This is a genomic window from uncultured Subdoligranulum sp. (assembly GCF_963931595.1).
Lineage (GTDB): Bacteria > Bacillota > Clostridia > Oscillospirales > Ruminococcaceae > Gemmiger.
Genome location: NZ_OZ007030.1, coordinates 950,174 through 969,969 on the forward strand (window position 1 = coordinate 950,174; position 19,796 = coordinate 969,969).

Genomic DNA, 19,796 nt, shown 5'->3' on the forward strand with positions numbered 1-19,796 from the left:
AAAGGAGGTCCTGCCATGCTGGCTGTTTCATCGCCAGGCTTTGTCGTTTTTGCGGGATTGCTGGTAGGGCTCTGGTACCGACTGCAACCGAAAAAACGCTGGGGGCTCATGCTGGCCGCCAGCGCCTTGTTTTATCTGTCCCTGGACTGGCAGGGATATGTGATTCTGCTGCTTTGCTCGCTGCTGGTCTGGCAATGCGCCCTGCGCGCCCGTGAGAAGACGGGATGGTTTGCAGGCGGTCTGCTCTTTGCCTTTGTGCCGCTGCTGGTCCTGAAATATTATATCGAGGGCGCCGGAGGACTGCAGGCTATCTTCGGACTGCGCTTGTGGCAGCCGGCCATTCTGCAGCCGCTGGGGCTGGGGTATTTCACACTGCAGCTTGTGAGCTATCTGGTGGATGTGCGTCGAGGAAAGTTGCCGGCGCAAAAAAGCTTTGCCCGTGTGCTTTGCTTTGCATCTTTTTTCCTGTCCATCACACAGGGACCCTTCAATCGCTATGGGGAGTTGATGCCGCAGATGGAGGCACCCACCCGCTGGTCGGGAGAGCGGGCCTGGCAGGGCGTGATGCGGTGCTTCTGGGGATACTTCAAAAAAGTTGTGGTGGCGGACCGCGCCGCCGTGGTGGTGGCAGCGGCGTTCGGCAATCCCGCGGCCTTTGACCGCACCCAGTTGCTTTTTGCGGCGCTTTTGTATCCCTTTCAGCTCTACGCGGATTTTTCCGGCTACACGGATATCGTGCTGGGTGTGGGGCAGATGCTGGGACTGTCGCTGCCGGAAAATTTCCGCCAGCCGTTCCTGTCCGCCACGGTCAAGGAATTCTGGTCGCGCTGGCATATGAGCCTTTCCCGCTGGCTGAAAGATTACGTGTATATTCCGCTGGGCGGCAGCCGCTGCAGTGCTGCGCGGCGCGATGCCAACCTGGTGCTGACCTTTTTGGTCAGCGGAATTTGGCATGGTGCCGGTTTTACCTATATGCTCTGGGGATTCCTGCACGGTCTGTTCCAGGCCCTGGAGGATCATCTTCCCTGGCGCCGCGCCATCACAAAGGGCCGGGCGCGCCTGGTGGGGATCGCAGGTACATTCTGTATCTTCGCTTTTGCCCTTGTGATCTTCCGCGCCGACAGCCTGACCAATGCGGCCCGGTATTTTTACGGGATTGTGCATAACGGCGGGCATGATGTGTTGAGCAATTACTGGGAACTGGGGCTCACCACCCGGCAGGAGCAGATTTTTCTGTTTGCCGGTGTGCTGATCCTGATTGCATCCGATCTGCTGCAAGAGTTCAGGGTCCCTGTGCTGAAAAAAATCGGCGCTGCTCCGCGTCCCGTGCGCTGGGCTGTGTACGAGGTGGCCATCTTTGCTTTTCTGCTGATGGGCTACTTCCTGGGCGGCGGTGGATTCCTGTACGCGCGCTACTGAAACCAAAACAGCACCCTGCCAAACCGGCAGGGTGCTGTTTTTGGATATGGATGGATCAGCGGTCGGGTTCACAATCCAGGATGGAAGGAATGTTCGCCCAGCGTTCCGCCTGACCGGTGTACATTTCATGAAACCAAGCCACGGCCTCATCCAGGCCCTGCTGGTTGCCCTCAAATTCCCGGCTCTGGATTTTTTCCTCCGCCGTATGTTCGATACTCCACGGACCGGGCCAGACGTAGGCGGTCAGGGATTCGATCTTCTTTTTGCCGCTCTCGTCGGCGGGGTCCGGCTTCTTGCCCGGAACAATGACATAGCGCATACCGTCCTCGGCCCCGGAATAGGAATTCCCGTTGTGAAACCAGTGATAGATCGGAAAAGCGTCCAGCATAGATCAAAACTCCCTTCACCTGCAAACCGGAAAGCGCTGTTTCTACAGGGTATTATATCGGATTTCCCGCCGCTTGACAATAGAACCCACAAAACGCCATTGACAAACCGGCGCCTTTGCGGTACAATAACTAAGTCATGCGGGATTAGCTCATCCGGTAGAGTGACTGCTTCCCAAGCAGTAGGTGGCGAGTTCGAGACTCGTATCCCGCTCCAAAAACGCCTTGCCGTTGGGCAGGGCGTTTTCCTTTGCGCGCGGGGAAACGGGAAAAGTTTCGCTCCCAGAAGAAAAAACTTGACAAACGACGTTTTCTCTGCTAAAATATTTCAGCAATCGTTCAGATGGCTGCTCCATTCGCACAGGATGGTGAATGCTGGTAGCCGCAATTCGAAGATTGTGATGAGCACATATATCAAGTATGGCTCCTGGAATCATGATCGAGAAAGAGGTGAAATAACCATGAAGAAGGGCATCCATCCGAACTATGTGGACTGCACCATTACCTGTGCCTGCGGCAACGTGATCCACACCCGTGACACCAAGCCGGAGATCCACGTCGAAGTTTGCAGCAAGTGCCATCCGTTCTACACCGGCAAGCAGAAGCTGGTCGATACCGGTGGCCGTGTCGAGCGCTTCAAGCGCCGTTATGCCAACCTCGGCAAATAAGTTTGTTTGCACTGTACCCCAGATGGTGACATCTGGGGTATTTTTGGCTGTCTGAAAGGAATTCCCATGTCCGACTACAAGACCATCCGCGGCGTATCCACCTTCACCTACGAGGAAAAACGCAGCCGTTTCATTGCGACGGCCGCCTTTGCCGACACTGAAGAGAAAGCGCTGGCCGTGCTCAACGGTGTGCGTGCGGCCAACCGCACGGCGCGGCATAATGTCTATGCCTATGTGCTGCAGAACGGGCGCACCCGCTATTCCGACGACGGGGAACCGGCCAAGACTGCGGGCACGCCGGTGCTGGAAGCCATCGGCCACGCGGAACTTTCCGATGTGATTGTGGTGGTGACCCGGTACTTCGGCGGCATTCTGCTGGGGACCGGCGGTCTGGTACGGGCCTATACAGCTGCGGCCTCCGGCGCATTGCAGCAGGCGGAACTGGTCAGCATGCGCCTGGTGGTGGACTGCAGCCTTCAGGTTCCCTATGGGCTGTTTGAGCAGGCCCAGCGGATGATCGCGGCATCCGGCGCCAGACTGCAGGAACCGGTCTTTGCGGATGCGGTGACCTTACTGTGGCGGATGCCCTCCGGCGAGGAAACATCCCTGTGTGCATCACTGGCGGAACTGACCCGCGGTGCGGCACAGGTGGAGGTTTCGGCGCCTGCCTATGCGCCTTTTTGAAAAAAATCTGAAAATTCCGGCAAAAATAAAGTCTTTTGCGTGGTTTTATCGTACTTATTTATAGAGACCAAAGAAAGGGGGCGGATCTTTTGACGATTCGAGAAGAAACCGAGGCCATTGAGCGGCAGACGCTCAGCCGGTATGCGATGCTCAGTGAGCACAGTCGTGGCCGCCGTATGGCGGAGGAACCGGACCCGATCCGCCCGTGCTTTCAGCGGGACCGAGACAGAATCCTGCACTGCAAGGCGTTCCGGCGCCTCAAACAGAAGACCCAGGTGTTTCTCTCACCGGAAGGGGACCACTACCGGACCCGGCTGACCCATACCCTGGAGGTCAGCCAGATTGCCCGGACCATTGCACGGGCACTGCGCCTCAACGAGGACCTGACAGAGGCCATCGCACTGGGCCATGATCTGGGACATACTCCCTTTGGTCATGCGGGGGAGCGGGCGCTGAACCGCCTGTGCCCCGATGGGTTTACCCACTACCGGCAGAGCCTGCGGGTGGTGGATTACCTGGAAAAGGACGGCAAAGGGCTCAACCTGAGCTGGGAGGTCCGCAACGGCATTATCACCCATACCACAGGCACCTGGGCCCGCACACCGGAAGGCTGTGTGGTGCGCCGGGCGGATCACATCGCCTTTTTGAACCACGACATTGAGGACGCGGTGGAGGCTGGTGTGCTGGACCCGCGTCAGATTCCGGCGGAAGCGACGGCCATTCTGGGCAATACCAAGTCCCGGCGCATCACCACCATGATCGCTGACCTGGTGGAGCACAGCCAGAACGGGCGGATCAACTTCTCCCCGGAAGTGGAATCTGCCTATGCGGTCCTGAAGGATTTCATGTATTCCACGGTCTATGTGGACCGGGAGGCGAAGCGGGAAGAGAAAAAGGTGGACAAGCTGATCGAGGGACTGTACGAGCGACTGTGCAGCGATCCGGATCTTTTGCCCAATTTCTACCTGCAGATCGCCTACAACGAAGGTGTGGACCGCGCCGCTACCGATTATATCAGCGGCATGAGCGATGAATTTGCCACACGGTTGTTTGTGGAATGGTTCGTGCCCAAAAAGTGGCAGGTTCTGTGACGCCGTTTCAGGCGTAAAGGAGGTGGAGCGGATTGATTCCACAGGAATACATACAGGAGGTTGTGCGCCGCAACGATATTGAGGAAGTTATCGGACAGTATGTGCATCTTCGCCGCCGCGGCAGGACGCTGAGCGGGCTGTGTCCGTTCCACAATGAGAAGACACCCTCCTTCGTGGTGTACCCCGACACCCAGAGCTTTTATTGCTTTGGCTGCGGCGCGGCAGGGGATGTTATAAACTTTGTGCGCAAGTACAATAATCTGGGGTACGTGGAAAGCGTCAAACAGCTGGCGTCCCGGGTGGGAATGCCGCTGCCCGAGGAGGAGGACCGGGAGGCACGCGCCCGGCAGCGGCTGCTGGAGATCAACCGCTGCGCCGCACGGTATTTCTACGAACAGCTCAACGCCAAAACCCCGGAAGCGGCCCAGGCCCGGCGTTACTGGAAGGAAAAGCGCGGGTTGTCCGATGCGGCCATCCGGCGGTTCGGTCTGGGATATGCGCCGGAAGACTTCGGGGGGCTTTTGCATTATCTGCGGCGCCGCGGTTTCCGGGAGGATGAGCTGGAACACTCCGGCCTGATCAAGCGCAGCGCCAAGGGCAATCTGTACGATATCTTCCGCCACCGGGTGATGGTGCCCATCATCGATGTGCGGGGTTCCATCATCGCGTTCGGCGGCCGTGTGCTGGACGATTCCAAGCCCAAGTACATCAACAGCCCCGAAACGCTGGTATACCACAAATCCAGAACCCTGTTTGCGCTGAACGTGGCCAAGAAATCCACCAGCAAGCGCTATATCCTCTGTGAAGGGTACATGGATGTCATCTCGATGCACGAGGCGGGATTCGATACGGCGGTCTGCGCCTGCGGCACCGCCCTGACGCCGGAACAGGTGAAGCTGCTGAGCGAGTATGCCGACGAGGTGATCCTGAGTTACGATTCCGATGAGGCAGGGCAGAAGGCCACCGAGCGCAGCCTGGGACTGTTTGCCAACAGCCCGGTGAAGGTCAGCGTGCTGAGCTACCAGGGGGCCAAGGACCCAGACGAATTCATCAAAAAGTACGGCCGGGAACGTTTCGATATGCTGCTCAACGGCACGGCCAACCCCACCGAATTCCAGCTGAAAAAGGCAAAGGCAAAATATGATCTGCGCAGTGATGACGGCCGGCTCAGCTATATCCGGGAAGCCATTGATATCCTTACGGGGCAGAGCGTCACGCCCACAGCCCGGGATGTCTATGCGGGGCGCCTGGCGGATGAAACCGGGGTGTCCAAACAGGCAATTCTCTCCCAGCTGCAGGGGGCTTTGCGGGCAGCCGACCGGCGCAGTCACCGCAGGGAACAGAAAGAAATGGCCCAGAAGGGGATTGCGGCGGATATCCGCATCCCCTACACCCAGGGCGGTGACGCGGCCCTGGGAGCAGCCAGCGCCAGCCGCCAGCTGGTGGCGGCGCTGCTGCAGGATCCCGATGAGGTGCCCTATGTGAAAACGCGGCTTTCCATGGATACGATCCTGCTGCCCGAAATGCAGCAGGCACTGCAGGCAATCTTCCGCTGTGCGGAGGAAAAGCAGCCGGTCAACCTGACTTCATTGCAGCAGCGGCTGGACGACAAGGCGTTCCAGCAGGTGGCACTGGCCCAGGCACAGAACCACGACCAGAAACTGGCGCGGCAGGATATTGATATGTATCTGGAACGGCTGCAGAATGCCAAGCCCATCAGCGAGCGGGTGGCCGGCACCAGTGATGACCAGTTCCTGAACTTTTTCGCCAACGTCAAAAAAGAAAAGGGGGTACAGGACCCTCCGCCGGAAAACGACGGGTAAATCCTGGACAGAGAGCCTCTCCCCGTGTGGAAACACACCGTTTATCAATAGAAAACCAAAAGGAGAAACGTACTTATGGCAGAGAAAAAAGATCCGATTCGCGGTTTGATCGAAACCGGCCGCCGCAATGGCAAGCTGACCAACACCGAGATCGGTGATGCGATGGAGGAAAGCGGCCACGTTCTGGATGTGGAGCAGATGGAAAAGCTCTACGAGGAACTGGAGAGCAACGGCATTGAAGTGGTGGACGACGATACGTCGGATGCGGGTGTCGCCCTCACTGAGGACAACGTGGACGATTTTGAGGACAGCCTCAACACCGACGGTATCACCATCGATGACCCCGTCAAGGTGTATCTGAAAGAAATCGGCCGGGTGCCTCTGCTGACGCCGGAGGAGGAGATCGATCTGGCCCTGAAGATTCAGGCCGGCGGTCCCGAGGGAGAGAAGGCCAAGCAGCGGCTGAGTGAAGCCAACCTGCGTCTGGTGGTCTCCATCGCCAAGCGGTATGTGGGACGGGGCATGCAGTTCCTGGACCTGATCCAGGAGGGCAACCTGGGCCTGATCAAGGCAGTGGAAAAGTTTGACCACACCAAGGGCTTCAAGTTCTCCACCTACGCCACCTGGTGGATCCGCCAGGCCATCACCCGCGCCATCGCCGACCAGGCCCGCACCATCCGGATCCCTGTGCATATGGTGGAGACCATCAACAAGGTGAAGAAGGTCTCCAGCCAGCTGCTGCATGAGTGCGGCCACGATCCCAGCGCCGAGGAAATCGCCGAGCGCCTGGATATGTCGGTGGACAAGGTCCGCGAGATCATGCGGGTGGCCCAGGAGCCCGTGAGCCTGGAAACGCCCATCGGTGAGGAAGAGGACAGCCATCTGGGCGACTTTATCCCTGATGACGACGCGCCGGTCCCGGCGGAAGCCGCCAGCCAGACGCTGCTCAAGGAGCAGCTGGCCGATGTGCTCAAGACGCTGACCCCCCGTGAGGAAAAGGTGCTGCGTCTCCGCTTCGGCCTGGAGGACGGCCGTCCCCGCACGCTGGAGGAAGTGGGCAAGGAGTTCAACGTGACCCGTGAACGCATCCGCCAGATCGAGGCCAAGGCCCTGCGCAAGCTGCGCCATCCCAGCCGCAGCAAGAAACTGCGTGACTTCCTGGATTGATATTTTGTGAATAACAGTGACAGCCCCGGACGGAAACCCGTCCGGGGCTGTCGTATATGCAGGTATCAGGCAAAAGTCAAGAGTGTGCACGCACAAAAAGACGGGTACAGGGTTGTATAAAATGCCCAAAAGCCCCTGCTGGAACAGTCGGAACGGATTTGTCAAGACGGCGCCGGGGGTGCAAAATCGTCAAAATGCCGAAAATAACCTACACGGACCCGGGCGTATCACAGCACGCGGAAAAGTTGTAAAAAAGCCGGGAAAAGCCTTGACAATAAGGGTTTTACCCTGTATACTAAATCAGTATCACAAAAATGGAATAGAGCGCCCTAAGGGGATTTTGCCAAAATGCAAAATCCTTGAAATTTGTGAAAAATGCCGAATGTGGCTCCTTTCATGAAGGTCTCTTTGGGATGCTTTTGCCAACTTTGTCAATCTATGGAATAGGAGTGGTCGCGTTTTATGGTAAAGGTCAAGCCCGTACAAAACGGCAGAACGACCCGCATGAGTTTTTCCCGTATCAACGAAGTGATTGATATGCCCAATCTCATCGAGATCCAGAAAAACTCTTACAACTGGTTCCTTCGGGAAGGCCTGCACGAGGTCTTCCATGACATTGCCGCGATCGAGGACTACACCGGGAATCTGGTGCTGGAATTCGTCGATTACCGGCTGGACAAGAACCCCAAGTACTCCATTAAAGAATGTAAGGAGCGGGACGCCACCTATGCGGCGCCCCTGTATGTCACGGCCCGGCTGTTCAACAAGCAGACCGGCGAGGTGAAGGAGCAGGAGATCTTCATGGGCGAGTTCCCGCTCATGACCGATTCCGGCACCTTCATCTCCAACGGTGCCGAGCGTGCCATCGTCAGCCAGTTGGTCCGTTCTCCCGGTGTTTTCTACGGCTCCAGCAAGGACCGTACCGGCAAGGACCTGTTTACCGCCACCATGAACCCCAACCGCGGTGCCTGGCTGGAATACGAGACGGACTCCCAGGACGTTTTCTATGTCCGCATCGATAAAAACCGCAAGCTGCCGGTGACCACGCTGATCCGTGCGCTGGGGCTGGGGACCGATGAGCAGATCCGTCAGTTCTTCGGCAACTCCGAGCCCAAGATCAACGCCTCCCTGGAAAAGGACATCACCCATTCCACCGAGGAAGGTCTGCTGGAAGTGTACCGCAAGCTGCGCCCCGGCGAGCCCCCGACGGTGGAGAACTCCCGCAGCCACCTGAATGCGCTGTTCTTTGACCCGCACCGCTACGACCTGGCTCGTTTCGGCCGCTACAAGATGAACAACAAGCTGGCGCTGGCCCGCCGCATTGCCGGCTACAAGGCTGCCGAGGATGTCATCGCCCCCCTGACCGGCGAACTGCTGGTGGCCAAAGGGGAGAAGATCAACACCGCCAAGGCCAACGAGATCGATGCCGCCGGTGTGACCCGCGTTGTCGTGCTGGTGGAGCGCAAGGGCGAGGAGAGCACGCCTGTCATCGTCATCTCCAACGGCTGCGTGGATGCGAAGCCCTTCTTCAGCTTTGATGTGGAGGCCGAGTGCGGTATCAACGAGCGCGCCAACTTTGCCGAGATCCGCAAGATTCTTGATGCCACCTCGGACCCCGAGGAACAGAAGGAACTGCTGCGCCAGAACCATGACGTGCTGATCAGCCGCACCGTCACGGTGGACGATATCTTTGCCTCCATCAACTACCTGATCGGCCTGGATCACGGCATCGGCGTCACCGACGAGATCGACCACCTGGGCAACCGTCGTGTGCGCAGCGTGGGCGAACTGCTGCAGAACCAGTTCCGCATCGGTTTCTCCCGCATGGAGCGCGTCATCCGTGAGCGGATGACCCTGCAGAACCAGGAGAACGGCGAGATCACGCCCCAGAGCCTGGTCAACATCCGCCCGGTGGTGGCCGCCATCAAGGAGTTCATCGGTTCCAGCCCGCTGTCCCAGTTCATGGACCAGAACAACCCCCTGGCCGAGTTGACCCACAAGCGCCGTCTGTCTGCCCTGGGCCCCGGCGGTCTGTCCCGTGACCGCGCAGGCTTTGAAGTCCGCGACGTGCACTACACTCACTACGGTCGTCTGTGCCCCATCGAGACCCCTGAAGGCCCGAACATCGGTCTGATCTCCTACCTGGCCACCTACGCCAAGATCAATAAGTACGGCTTCGTGGAGGCTCCCTACCGCCGCGTGGACAAGGCCACCGGCGTGGTGACCGACGAAGTGGTCTACATGACCGCCGACGTGGAAGACGAATACATTGTGGCGCAGGCCAACGAGCCGCTGGACGAGAACAACCGTTTCGTCCGTTCCCGCGTTTCCGGCCGTCACCGCAATGATATTCAGGAGTTTGAGGCCAGCCAGGTCGACTTCATGGATGTTTCTCCCCGTATGATGGTTTCCGTGGCCACGGCCTGCATCCCGTTCCTGGAGAACGATGACTGTAACCGTGCTCTGATGGGCTCCAACATGCAGCGGCAGGCTGTGCCTCTGATGGTTACCCAGCAGCCCATCGTGGCCACCGGTATGGAATACAAGGCCGCTACCGACTCCGGCGTCTGCATCCTGGCCGCCCATGACGGCACGGTGGAATACGTGGATGCCGAGAAGATCATCGTGCGCTGCGCCGATGGCTCTGCCGACACCTATGAACTGATCAAGTTCATGCGTTCCAACCAGGGCAACTGCAACAACCAGCGTCCCATCGTCCAGGTGGGCGATGTGGTCAAGACCGGCGATGTGCTGGCCGACGGCCCCGCCACCAAGAACGGCGAGATCAGCCTGGGCAAGAATGCGCTGGTCGGCTTCATGACCTGGGAAGGTTACAACTACGAGGACGCCGTCCTGCTCAACGAGAAGCTGGTGCGTGAGGACGTCTACACCTCCATTCATATTGAAGAGTATGAGACCGAGGCCCGCGACACCAAGCTGGGCCCCGAGGAAATCACCCGCGACATTCCCAACGTGGGCGACGATGCCCTGAAGGATCTGGACGATCGCGGCATCATCCGCGTGGGCGCCGAGGTCAAGACCGGCGACATTCTGGTGGGCAAGGTTACCCCCAAGGGTGAGACCGAGCTGACCGCCGAGGAGCGTCTGCTGCGTGCCATCTTCGGTGAAAAAGCCCGCGAAGTCCGCGACACCTCGCTGCGCGTGCCCCACGGTGCCTACGGTATCGTGGTGGATATCAAGGTCTTCACGCCGGAGAACAGCGATGAGCTGCAGCCCGGTGTGCGGATGTGCGTGCGCTGCTACATCGCCCAGAAGCGTAAGATCAGCGTCGGCGACAAGATGGCCGGCCGTCACGGCAACAAGGGTGTTGTCTCCCGCATTCTGCCGCAGGAGGACATGCCCTTCCTGCCCGACGGCACCCCGCTGGATATCGTGCTGAACCCCCTGGGCGTTCCTTCCCGTATGAACATCGGTCAGGTGCTGGAAGTCAACCTGGGCTATGTGGCCAAGGCGCTGGGCTGGAAGGTACAGACCCCTGTCTTCGACGGCGCCCATGAGTCCGACCTGCGTGACTGCTTCGCCGAGGCCCGCGCCAAGTGGCACGGCGAGAATGCCCCCGAGTATCCCACCAAGCTGGACCGCCTGATGGGTGAGAAGGGCCACATCATCGACTTCTCCAAGATCGACCTGACCGACGACGGCAAGACCACCGTCTACGACGGCCGTACCGGCGAGAAGTTCCCCAACAAGGTCACCGTCGGCTATATGTACTACCTCAAGCTGCATCACCTGGTCGACGATAAGATCCATGCCCGTTCCACCGGCCCCTACTCCATGGTCACCCAGCAGCCTCTGGGCGGCAAGGCGCAGTTCGGCGGCCAGCGTTTCGGCGAAATGGAAGTCTGGGCGCTGGAAGCTTACGGCGCCGCGTACACCCTGCAGGAAATCCTGACCATCAAGTCCGACGATGTGGTGGGCCGTGTCAAGACCTACGAGGCCATCGTCAAGGGCGAGCCCATCCCGCGTCCCGGTATCCCCGAGAGCTTCCGCGTCATGCTCAAAGAGCTGCAGAGCTTGGGCCTGGATATCGTCGTGCAGGATAAGGAAGGCAATCCCGTGGATATGCGTCAGGAATTTGACGACGATGACAGCAGCTTCGAAAACAGCGATTACGAAGTGGGCAACAATGTCCTGGTTGAGAGCGAGCTGCAGGACGACTACAGCGTGAAGGACGCCGACGAGGGCTTTGATGACGATCTGGATGAGGACAGCGAGCCCAGTGCCGATGACCTGGCCAAGATCGAGATGGACGATCCCTTCGACGATGAATAATGTGTTGCTGTATCGTGTGTCATACTTGAATTGAGAGGGTTCGCTGAATGGAAAATAAAGAATTCGCTTCGATTAAGATTGGCCTTGCCTCCCCGGATCAGATCCGTGCGTGGAGCTACGGCGAGGTCACCAAACCCGAAACCATCAACTACCGTACCCTGAAGCCGGAGCGCGACGGCCTGTACTGCGAGCGCATTTTTGGACCCACCAAGGACTGGGAGTGCCACTGCGGCAAGTACAAGCGCATCCGTTACAAGGGCAAGATCTGCGAGAAGTGCGGCGTGGAAGTCACCCGCGCCAAGGTCCGCCGTGAGCGCATGGGCCACATCGAGCTGGCGGCGCCCGTATCCCATATCTGGTATTTCAAGGGCATTCCCAGCCGCATCGGCCTGATGTTGGACATCAGCCCCCGGCAGCTGGACAAGGTGCTGTATTTCGCCAACTACATTGTCACCGACCCCGGTTTCACGCCGCTGGAGAAAAAGCAGCTGCTGACCGAGCGCGAGTACAAGGAGATGCGCGAAAAGTACGAGGATACGTTTGAAGCCGGCATGGGCGCTGAGGCGATCCAGAAGCTGCTGGCGGAGATCGATCTGGATAAACTGTCCGCCGAGCTGCGGGAAGAGCTGGAGAAGTCCAACGGCCAGAAGCGTGTGCGTCTGCTCAAGCGCCTGGAGGCTGTGGAGGCTTTCATCGAGAGCAACCAGCGCCCCGAGTGGATGATCCTGACGGTCATCCCCGTGATCCCGCCGGATCTGCGCCCGCTGCTGCAGCTGGACGGCGGCCGCTTTGCCACCTCCGATCTGAATGATCTGTACCGCCGCGTCATCAACCGCAACAACCGCCTGAAGCGCCTGCTGGAACTGGGCGCGCCCGATATCATCGTGCGCAACGAAAAGCGCATGCTGCAGGAGGCTGTGGATGCCCTGATCGACAATGGCCGCCGCGGCCGTCCGGTCACCGGCGCCAATAACCGTGCCCTCAAGAGCCTGTCCGACATGCTGAAGGGCAAGCAGGGCCGCTTCCGTCAGAACCTGCTGGGCAAGCGTGTTGACTACTCCGGCCGTTCGGTTATCGTGGTCGGCCCCGAACTGAAGATGTATCAGTGCGGCCTGCCCAAGGAGATGGCCCTGGAACTCTTCAAGCCCTTCGTCATGAAGGACCTGGTGGAGAAGGAAAAAGCCAACAACATCAAGTCCGCCCGCAAGATGGTGGAGCGTGCCCGCCCCGAGGTCTGGGACTCGCTGGAAACCGTCATCAAGGGCCATCCGGTACTTCTGAACCGTGCACCTACGCTGCACCGTCTGGGCATCCAGGCCTTCGAGCCTGTCCTGGTGGAAGGCCGTGCCATCAAGCTGCACCCGCTGGTCTGCACCCCCTTCAACGCCGACTTCGACGGCGACCAGATGGCTGTCCATCTGCCGCTGTCCAAGGAAGCCCAGCGTGAAGCCAAGATGCTGATGCTGGCCTCCGGCAACCTGCTGAAGCCCTCCGACGGTGAGCCTGTCACGGTGCCCACCCAGGATATGATTCTGGGCAGCTACTACCTGACCCTCGTCAACCCCGACGATAAGGGCCACGGCAAGGTCTTCCGCGATGAGGACGAGGCCATGATGGCTTACTCCGAAGGCCTCATCACGCTGCAGGCGCCCATCAAGGTGCGCCGCACCATGACCTTTGACGGCGTGGAGGAGAGCGCTCTGGTGGATACCACCATGGGTCAGATCATCTTCAATACGCCCATCCCGCAGGACCTGGGCTATGTGGATCGCACCGATCCCGAGCACAAGTTCGACTACGAGATGAACCCCCGCACCCTGAAGATCGCTTCGGGCGGCAAGTCCGACAAGCTGACCAAGAAGGGCCTGCCCGACATCATCAGCCGCTGCCTGACCAAGCACGGCACCAAGGCCTGCGCCATCATGCTGGACGCCATCAAGGCCCAGGGCTACAAATATTCCACCCTGTCCGCCATCACCGTGGCGGTGCCCGATGCCATCATCCCCGAAGAGAAGCCGGCCATTCTGGCGGCTGCCGACAAGAAGATCGAAAAGGTCATGAAGAACTTCAACCGCGGTCTTATTTCGGACGAGGAGCGCTACCGCAGCACCGTTGCTATCTGGCAGGAGGCGACCGAGCAGGTCTCCGAGGCGCTGGGCAACAACCTGCGCCAGAACCATCAGCGCAACCCCATCTATATGATGTCCGATTCCGGTGCCCGTGGTTCTATGGACCAGATCAAACAGCTGGCCGGCATGCGCGGCCTGCTGGCCAACACGGCCGGTAAGACGCTGGAAATGCCCATTCGCGCCAACTACCGTGAAGGTCTGAATATCCTGGAATACTTCATCTCTTCTCGAGGCGCTCGTAAGGGTCTGGCCGATACCGCCCTTCGTACCGCCGACTCCGGTTACCTGACCCGCCGTCTGGTGGATGTTTCCCAGGAAGTCATCATCCGTGAGGAAGACTGCCATGCCACTGAAGGCATCTGGGTCCGTGAGATCAGCGAGGGCAACTCGGTGGTCGAGTCCTTCAAGGAACGTCTGAACGGCCGTTACGCGCTGCATGATGTCTATGATCCCAAGACCGGCGAGCTGCTGGTCAGCAAGGACAAGATGATGGACATGTTCGACGCCGAGAAGATCGCCAACGCCGGCATCACCGAGCTGGAGATCCGTTCGGTCATGACCTGCCGTGCCCATGTGGGTGTCTGCGCCCGCTGCTACGGCTCCAACATGTCCAACGGCGAATGCGTCAAGGTGGGCGAGAGCGTCGGTATCATCGCCGCCGAGTCCATCGGCGAGCCCGGTACCCAGCTGACCATGCGTACTTTCCATACCGGCGGTATCGCATCGGCTGAAGATATCACCCAGGGTCTTCCCCGCGTTGAGGAACTGTTCGAGAGCCGTCGTCCCAAGGCTATGGCCATCATGAGCGAGATCGCCGGTACCGTCCACATCGACGATACCAAGAAGAGCCGCCATGCCGAGATCAACGGTGTGGACGAGAACGGTGCTCCCATCACCAAGAGCTACCTGATCCCCTTCGGTCAGCGCCTCAAGGTCATGGAGGGCGACGAAGTCCAGAAGGGCGCGCTGCTCACCGAGGGCCATGCCTATCCGCAGGATATCCTGGCCATCCTGGGCCCCGTGGCTACCCAGAACTACCTGATCAGCGAAGTGCAGAAGGTTTACCGTCTGCAGGGCGTGGATATCAACGATAAGCACATTGAGGTTATCGTCCGTCAGATGATGCGCAAGGTCCGCATCGAGGACGCTGGCTCCAGCGACTTTATCGTCGGCAGCGTGGTGAATCGCCGCGATGTGATGATCAAGAACGAGGAAATCCAGGAGCGCATCGACGCTGGCGAGACCGACCTGAAGCTGGTGCAGGCCAGCCAGGTGCTGCTGGGTATCACCAAGTCCAGCCTGGCTACCGACTCCTTCCTGTCCGCTGCGTCCTTCCAGGAGACCACCCGTGTCCTGACCGAGGCCGCTATCAAGGGCAAGACCGACCCGCTGGCCGGCCTGAAGGAGAACGTCATCATCGGCAAACTGATTCCTGCCGGTACCGGTCTGCCGGAGGTGGAGAAGGAACTGGAGGAAGCGGAGATCGCCCGCGATGCTGCTGAATCCGCCTACGACCACTAATCCATAAAAGACAAATCCCCGCCGCATTTGCGGCGGGGATTTTTGGGTTTGGTTGACGCTGGTTGGGGAAGCGGCTATAATTGGGTATACTGACACAAACCATGAGAAGGGAAGTGACAACGGTGTTATTCTTACAATATCCGCCCTGCTCCACCTGCCGGAAGGCTCAAAAGTGGCTGGAGGAGCATGGCGTCTCCTATGAAGCACGTCATATCAAGGAGGAAAATCCCACGAAGGAAGAGCTGCAAGCCTGGCATGCGCGCAGCGGGCAGCCCCTCAAACGATTTTTCAACACCAGCGGCCAGGCCTACAAGTCCCTGGGCCTTAAGGATAAACTGCCAGCCATGTCGGAGGAGGAACAGCTGGATCTGCTGGCCTCGGACGGCATGCTGGTCAAGCGCCCGCTGCTGATCGGAGAGGATTTTGTGCTGGTGGGTTTCAAAACCGCTGAATGGGAAGCGGCACTTTGCCAATAAGGAGGATACTATGCCTGAAACAGAAACTTTGAAAGAACGGAGTGAGATGGATCCCCAATACCAGTGGGATCTGTCCTCCATGTACAAGGATGACGCGGCTTGGGAACATGATTTTGCCACCCTGGACGAGCAGGTGCAGGCCATGACGGCGTTTGCCGGTACGCTGAAGGATGCGGTTTCCATTGGCGCCTACCTGGATGCCGGCACCGAGCTGTCCCGCAAACTGTCCAACCTCTACTGCTATGCCTCCATGCGGCGCAGCGAGGATACCCGCGCTGAGGCAGGGCAGAGCATGTACGCTCGCATCACCGCCAAATACGTGCAGGCGATGGCGGCCATCTCCTTTGCCGAGCCGGAGATCCTTTCGCTGCCCGAGGAGACGCTGCAGGCAATTGTGGAGGATGAGCAGCTGGCCGATCACAAATTCACCATGGAGAACCTGCTCCGTCAGAAACCGCATACACTGAGCGCCGCAGAGGAGAAGCTGCTGGCCACCTTTGGGGAAGCGCTGGGCGCTCCGGCTGAAATTGCGGACAACCTGCAGGATGCGGACCTTGTATTTGATTCCGTGCAGGACGGCGCCGGCAACACGGTGGAGGTCACCGGATCCAACTATATCATGCTGCAGATGTCCCAGGACCGCACACTGCGCAAGAATGCCTTTACCAGTTTCTATAAAGGATACCGCCAGCATATCAACACCTTTGCATCGGCCTATGCCGGTGCGGTGAAGGCGGCCACAGCGGAGGCATCGGTCCGCCATTACGAATCCTCCCGTGCCATGTCCATGGCAGGGGAGAACATCCCCGCGGAGGTTTACGATAATCTGATTGCCACGGTGCGCAAGCACATGCCGGCCATGTACCGTTACGTGGCCCTGCGCAAGAAGATCCTAGGCGTGGACGAGCTTCATTATTATGATGTGTACGCACCGCTGGTGGGTGAGGTAAAGGTGCACTACACCTACGAGCAGGCCCAGCAGATGGTGCTGGATGCGGTAGCCCCCCTGGGAAAGGACTACGGCGACCTGGTGCGCAAGGCCTTTGCGGAGCGCTGGATTGATGTTTACCCCAACAAGGGCAAGAGCGGCGGCGCCTATTCCACAGGCACCTACGATTCCAACCCCTATATCCTGACAAACTTTACCGGCACGCTGGACAGTGTCTCCACCATCGCCCACGAGATGGGCCACAGCATGCACACCTGGCACTCCAACCACCATCAGCCGCCGCAGTACGCGGACTATACGCTCTTTGTGGCTGAGGTGGCTTCCACCGTCAACGAAAACCTGCTGATCGAGCAGCTGCTGCAGAAAGAGCAGAATCCGCAGATGCGGCTGTATCTGCTCAACCAGTATCTGGAGAACTTCAAGGGAACGGTCTACCGCCAGACGATGTTTGCCGAGTTTGAGCGTGAGGCCCATGCCATGGCGGAGCGGGGCGAGGCCCTGAATCCGGCGGCGCTGAATGCGCTGTACAAACGCCTGGTGGAGGACTACTTCGGGCCGGAACTGGTGATGGACGAGGAAGTCCAGTACGAATGGGCACGGATTCCCCATTTCTACCGGCCCTTCTATGTTTATAAGTACGCAACCGGCTACTCCACTGCGGTGGCGCTGTCGGAAGCCATCCTGCGGGAAGGGGAGCCTGCGGTGCGTCGTTACCGGGAATTCCTCTCCATGGGCGGAAGTGCCTACCCGCTGGATGAACTGCGCCATGCCGGGGTAGACCTGGCCACGCCGGCTCCGGTGGATGCGGCGCTGGAGAAATTCGAGCGTATCCTGGAAGACGCGGAGGAAAACGCTCGCCCGGATTTGAATTTCGCTTTCAGGCAATAAAAAATCTCCCGCAGGAGTTCCTGCGGGAGATTTTTAAGTACTGCCAGAAATCCGCTCAGGGATGCGGATTCAGAAGTTACTGACCCAGAACCGCGGCAATGTAAGCGGCTTCTTTGGCGGCAACCTGTGCCTGGTAGTTCTTCACGGCGGCGGCGTACGCAGCTTCACGCTGGTCAGCGGCAGCCTGAGCAGCCTTGCCGGCGGCGGCAACGGCAGCCACATCGGCGTCAGCCTTGGCCTGGGCAGCCTTCGCAGCGGCCATCACAGCGGCCACATCGGCATCAGCTTTGGCCTGGGCTTCCTTCGCAGCAGCCATCACGGCGGCGGTGTAGGCAGCTTCCTTGGCGGCGATCTGCTGCTGATAGGCCTTCACAGCACCGGCGTATGCAGCCTCACGCTGATCGGCAGCGGCCTGAGCAGCCTTGCCGGCGGCGATCACAGCGGCCACATCGGCGTCGGCCTTGGCCTGGGCGGCCTTGCCGGCAGCGATTACGGCGAGGCACTCCGCATCCGCTTTGGCCTGCGCCTGCTGCGCAGCAGCCTGAACGGCAGCGGTATAGGCGGCCTCTTTAGCGGCTACCTGTGCCTGGTAGGCTTTGACGGCTGCAATGTAATCACTGTTGGCATCGGCGAATGCCGGAACGGCAAAGGCGGAAACCATGCATACGGAAAGCAGGAACGCGAGCAGTTTTTTCATAATCGATACCTCCTTAATTTTGACGCTCCGATGGGAGCCTCCATGCTTTGATTATAGCAAGCAAAACACCATTGTGCAATAGAAATGTGAAAACTGATCGAAAAAAAATCACCTCGAAAATTGTGCAAGTTATATAAAAAATACGCAAAAGTATGAAAATTTGACGTGAAACACGTCATATATTTGTGAAAACCCTGTGTGAGAAATGTGTAATGTGTAATTGAAAATGTGATGAGAATCGATGCGAAAAACAAGAAAAATACCGGGATTGTGAATGGGGGAAAGGACAAAAGGCCATCCTGTTCTGTGATACGCCGTTTTCAGAAAGTCCCCGCGGCAATTTCCGCCGCAGAGAGGGTTCGATCTGGTTAAAGAGAGAGCAAAGCGGGGAGGCACATGGAAAGAAATATAAAAATCTCTGTTTTGCACGATTTTTCTCGATTTTTTTTGGCAACACTCTTGACAAGCGGACATCTATCCTTTAAAATAACAAATGCGTGAGTTTCCGGGGTGAAGTGCGGTCAAAAGGCCGCAGCAATCCCAAAACAAGCGTGAATACGTGAAGAAAGGAGAAAAGAAATGCCTACTTTTAACCAGCTCGTGCGCAAAGGTCGTGAGGTCCTGGTTCACAAGAGCACTGCGCCTGCTCTTCAGAAGAGCTACAACTCCCAGAAGAAGCAGTACACCAATCTGAACAGCCCTCAGAAGCGTGGTGTCTGCACCGCTGTGCGTACCATGACCCCCAAGAAGCCGAACTCTGCTCTGCGTAAAGTTGCCCGTGTCCGTCTCACGAATGGTATCGAGGTTACCTCCTACATTCCTGGTATCGGCCATAACCTGCAAGAGCATAGCGTCGTTCTGATCCGTGGCGGCCGTGTCAAGGATCTGCCCGGTGTCCGTTACCACATCATCCGTGGTACCCTCGACACCCAGGGTGTTGCGAACCGCAACCAGGCCCGCAGCAAATACGGTGCTAAGCGCCCCAAGGCCGGTGCCAAGAAGTAAGGAAACATCTTTTCGCCATAAAATAGGCCAAGCCTTTTTTGTGGCACAACGGGAGTTTCTATACTTTCGAGTACCGATGATATCATTTATGTGAAGGAGGGAAGAAAGATGCCCAGAAGAGGTAATGTCGCGAAACGCGAAGTTCTGGCCGATCCTATTTACAATTCCAAAGTTGTCACCCGTCTGGTCAACTACATCATGCTGGATGGCAAAAAGGGTGTTGCGCAGGAGATCGTTTACGATGCATTCGACATCGTGAAGGAGAAGACCGGCAACGATCCGCTGGAAATGTTCGAGAAGGCGATGGAGAACATCATGCCCAACCTCGAATGCAAGACCCGTCGTGTAGGCGGCGCCAACTACCAGGTCCCCCTGGAGGTCAGCCCCGCTCGCCGCGAGACCCTCGGCCTGCGCTGGCTGACCCAGTACAGCCGCAGCCGTGGTGAGAAGACCATGTCTGCCCGTCTGGCGGCCGAGATCATCGACGCCACCAACGGTGTCGGCGGTTCTGTGAAGAAGCGCGAGGACACTCACAAGATGGCCGAGGCCAACAAGGCTTTTGCCCACTATCGTTATTGATTCGCTGTCTTAGGAGGTTAA

Annotated in this window: 14 protein-coding genes and 1 tRNA gene; 13 read left to right on the forward strand and 2 right to left on the reverse strand. The window is 58.4% G+C overall.

Annotation, left to right across the window (positions count from 1 at the left end; translation table 11 throughout):
- The first annotated feature begins 15 nt into the window (after positions 1 to 15).
- A complete protein-coding gene (locus ABGT73_RS04490) occupies positions 16 to 1,419 on the forward strand; it encodes an MBOAT family O-acyltransferase (RefSeq protein ID WP_346668625.1) in 1,404 nt (467 codons plus the stop codon).
- 55 nt (positions 1,420 to 1,474) lie between these two features.
- Here the strand turns inward: ABGT73_RS04490 and ABGT73_RS04495 are convergent, their stop codons facing one another.
- A complete protein-coding gene (locus ABGT73_RS04495) occupies positions 1,475 to 1,807 on the reverse strand; it encodes a hypothetical protein (RefSeq protein ID WP_346668626.1) in 333 nt (110 codons plus the stop codon).
- A gap of 139 nt (positions 1,808 to 1,946) precedes the next feature.
- On the opposite strand from ABGT73_RS04495, the gene ABGT73_RS04500 reads away from it, so the two are divergent.
- The 10 genes from ABGT73_RS04500 to pepF all read left to right on the forward strand — a co-directional run bounded on the left by ABGT73_RS04500 (position 1,947) and on the right by pepF (position 17,494).
- Positions 1,947 to 2,022 (forward strand) — tRNA-Gly (locus ABGT73_RS04500).
- A 244-nt stretch (positions 2,023 to 2,266) separates the two neighbouring features.
- On the forward strand, positions 2,267 to 2,473 hold the full coding sequence (rpmE, locus tag ABGT73_RS04505) for a 50S ribosomal protein L31 (RefSeq protein WP_346670307.1): 207 nt from the start codon (positions 2,267 to 2,269) through the stop codon (positions 2,471 to 2,473).
- 66 nt (positions 2,474 to 2,539) lie between these two features.
- Positions 2,540 to 3,157 carry a YigZ family protein gene (locus tag ABGT73_RS04510; protein WP_346668627.1) on the forward strand — a complete coding sequence of 206 codons (618 nt, stop codon included), beginning with the start codon at positions 2,540 to 2,542 and terminating at the stop codon, positions 3,155 to 3,157.
- Positions 3,158 to 3,246: 89 nt separating this feature from the next.
- Entirely contained in the window at positions 3,247 to 4,248 is a 1,002-nt protein-coding gene (locus tag ABGT73_RS04515; protein WP_346668628.1) for a deoxyguanosinetriphosphate triphosphohydrolase, read from the forward strand.
- 32 nt (positions 4,249 to 4,280) lie between these two features.
- Entirely contained in the window at positions 4,281 to 6,071 is a 1,791-nt protein-coding gene (dnaG, locus tag ABGT73_RS04520) for a DNA primase (RefSeq protein ID WP_346668629.1), read from the forward strand.
- Between the two features lie 75 nt (positions 6,072 to 6,146).
- Positions 6,147 to 7,238, forward strand: a complete 1,092-nt coding sequence (gene rpoD, locus ABGT73_RS04525; protein ID WP_346668630.1) for an RNA polymerase sigma factor RpoD — start codon at positions 6,147 to 6,149, stop codon at positions 7,236 to 7,238.
- A 462-nt stretch (positions 7,239 to 7,700) separates the two neighbouring features.
- On the forward strand, positions 7,701 to 11,531 hold the full coding sequence (locus tag ABGT73_RS04530; protein WP_346668631.1) for a DNA-directed RNA polymerase subunit beta: 3,831 nt from the start codon (positions 7,701 to 7,703) through the stop codon (positions 11,529 to 11,531).
- A 47-nt stretch (positions 11,532 to 11,578) separates the two neighbouring features.
- On the forward strand, positions 11,579 to 15,181 hold the full coding sequence (rpoC, locus tag ABGT73_RS04535) for a DNA-directed RNA polymerase subunit beta' (RefSeq protein ID WP_346668632.1): 3,603 nt from the start codon (positions 11,579 to 11,581) through the stop codon (positions 15,179 to 15,181).
- Between the two features lie 122 nt (positions 15,182 to 15,303).
- Complete coding sequence (locus tag ABGT73_RS04540; protein WP_346668633.1) at positions 15,304 to 15,657, forward strand: arsenate reductase family protein; 354 nt, start codon at positions 15,304 to 15,306, stop codon at positions 15,655 to 15,657.
- Between the two features lie 10 nt (positions 15,658 to 15,667).
- Positions 15,668 to 17,494 (forward strand): oligoendopeptidase F, encoded by a 1,827-nt coding sequence (gene pepF / locus ABGT73_RS04545; RefSeq protein WP_346668634.1) that lies wholly within the window; start codon positions 15,668 to 15,670, stop codon positions 17,492 to 17,494.
- A 76-nt stretch (positions 17,495 to 17,570) separates the two neighbouring features.
- Here the strand turns inward: pepF and ABGT73_RS04550 are convergent, their stop codons facing one another.
- The gene (locus ABGT73_RS04550; RefSeq protein WP_346668635.1) at positions 17,571 to 18,191 is read right to left on the reverse strand and encodes a hypothetical protein; all 621 of its coding nucleotides are present in this window, start codon (positions 18,189 to 18,191) and stop codon (positions 17,571 to 17,573) included.
- A gap of 579 nt (positions 18,192 to 18,770) precedes the next feature.
- Here ABGT73_RS04550 and rpsL point away from each other — a divergent pair.
- Both rpsL and rpsG read left to right on the forward strand, forming a co-directional pair.
- Entirely contained in the window at positions 18,771 to 19,196 is a 426-nt protein-coding gene (gene rpsL, locus ABGT73_RS04555) for a 30S ribosomal protein S12 (RefSeq protein ID WP_294758016.1), read from the forward strand.
- 108 nt (positions 19,197 to 19,304) lie between these two features.
- Positions 19,305 to 19,775: a 30S ribosomal protein S7 gene (rpsG, locus tag ABGT73_RS04560; protein WP_007046522.1), complete on the forward strand. Its 471-nt coding sequence runs from the start codon at positions 19,305 to 19,307 to the stop codon at positions 19,773 to 19,775.
- The last annotated feature ends 21 nt before the right edge of the window (positions 19,776 to 19,796 follow it).

What these genes read in the sequence shown, in the direction of transcription:
- rpsL (WP_294758016.1), top strand. Translation starts at nt 18,771, where the DNA reads ATGCCTACTTTTAACCAGCTCGTGCGCAAAGGTCGTGAGGTCCTGGTT.
- ABGT73_RS04495 (WP_346668626.1), bottom strand. Translation starts at nt 1,807, where the DNA reads ATGCTGGACGCTTTTCCGATCTATCACTGGTTTCACAACGGGAATTCC.
- rpoD (WP_346668630.1), top strand. Translation starts at nt 6,147, where the DNA reads ATGGCAGAGAAAAAAGATCCGATTCGCGGTTTGATCGAAACCGGCCGC.
- rpmE (WP_346670307.1), top strand. Translation starts at nt 2,267, where the DNA reads ATGAAGAAGGGCATCCATCCGAACTATGTGGACTGCACCATTACCTGT.
- rpoC (WP_346668632.1), top strand. Translation starts at nt 11,579, where the DNA reads ATGGAAAATAAAGAATTCGCTTCGATTAAGATTGGCCTTGCCTCCCCG.
- ABGT73_RS04490 (WP_346668625.1), top strand. Translation starts at nt 16, where the DNA reads ATGCTGGCTGTTTCATCGCCAGGCTTTGTCGTTTTTGCGGGATTGCTG.
- pepF (WP_346668634.1), top strand. Translation starts at nt 15,668, where the DNA reads ATGCCTGAAACAGAAACTTTGAAAGAACGGAGTGAGATGGATCCCCAA.
- ABGT73_RS04510 (WP_346668627.1), top strand. Translation starts at nt 2,540, where the DNA reads ATGTCCGACTACAAGACCATCCGCGGCGTATCCACCTTCACCTACGAG.
- ABGT73_RS04530 (WP_346668631.1), top strand. Translation starts at nt 7,701, where the DNA reads ATGGTAAAGGTCAAGCCCGTACAAAACGGCAGAACGACCCGCATGAGT.
- rpsG (WP_007046522.1), top strand. Translation starts at nt 19,305, where the DNA reads ATGCCCAGAAGAGGTAATGTCGCGAAACGCGAAGTTCTGGCCGATCCT.
- ABGT73_RS04550 (WP_346668635.1), bottom strand. Translation starts at nt 18,191, where the DNA reads ATGAAAAAACTGCTCGCGTTCCTGCTTTCCGTATGCATGGTTTCCGCC.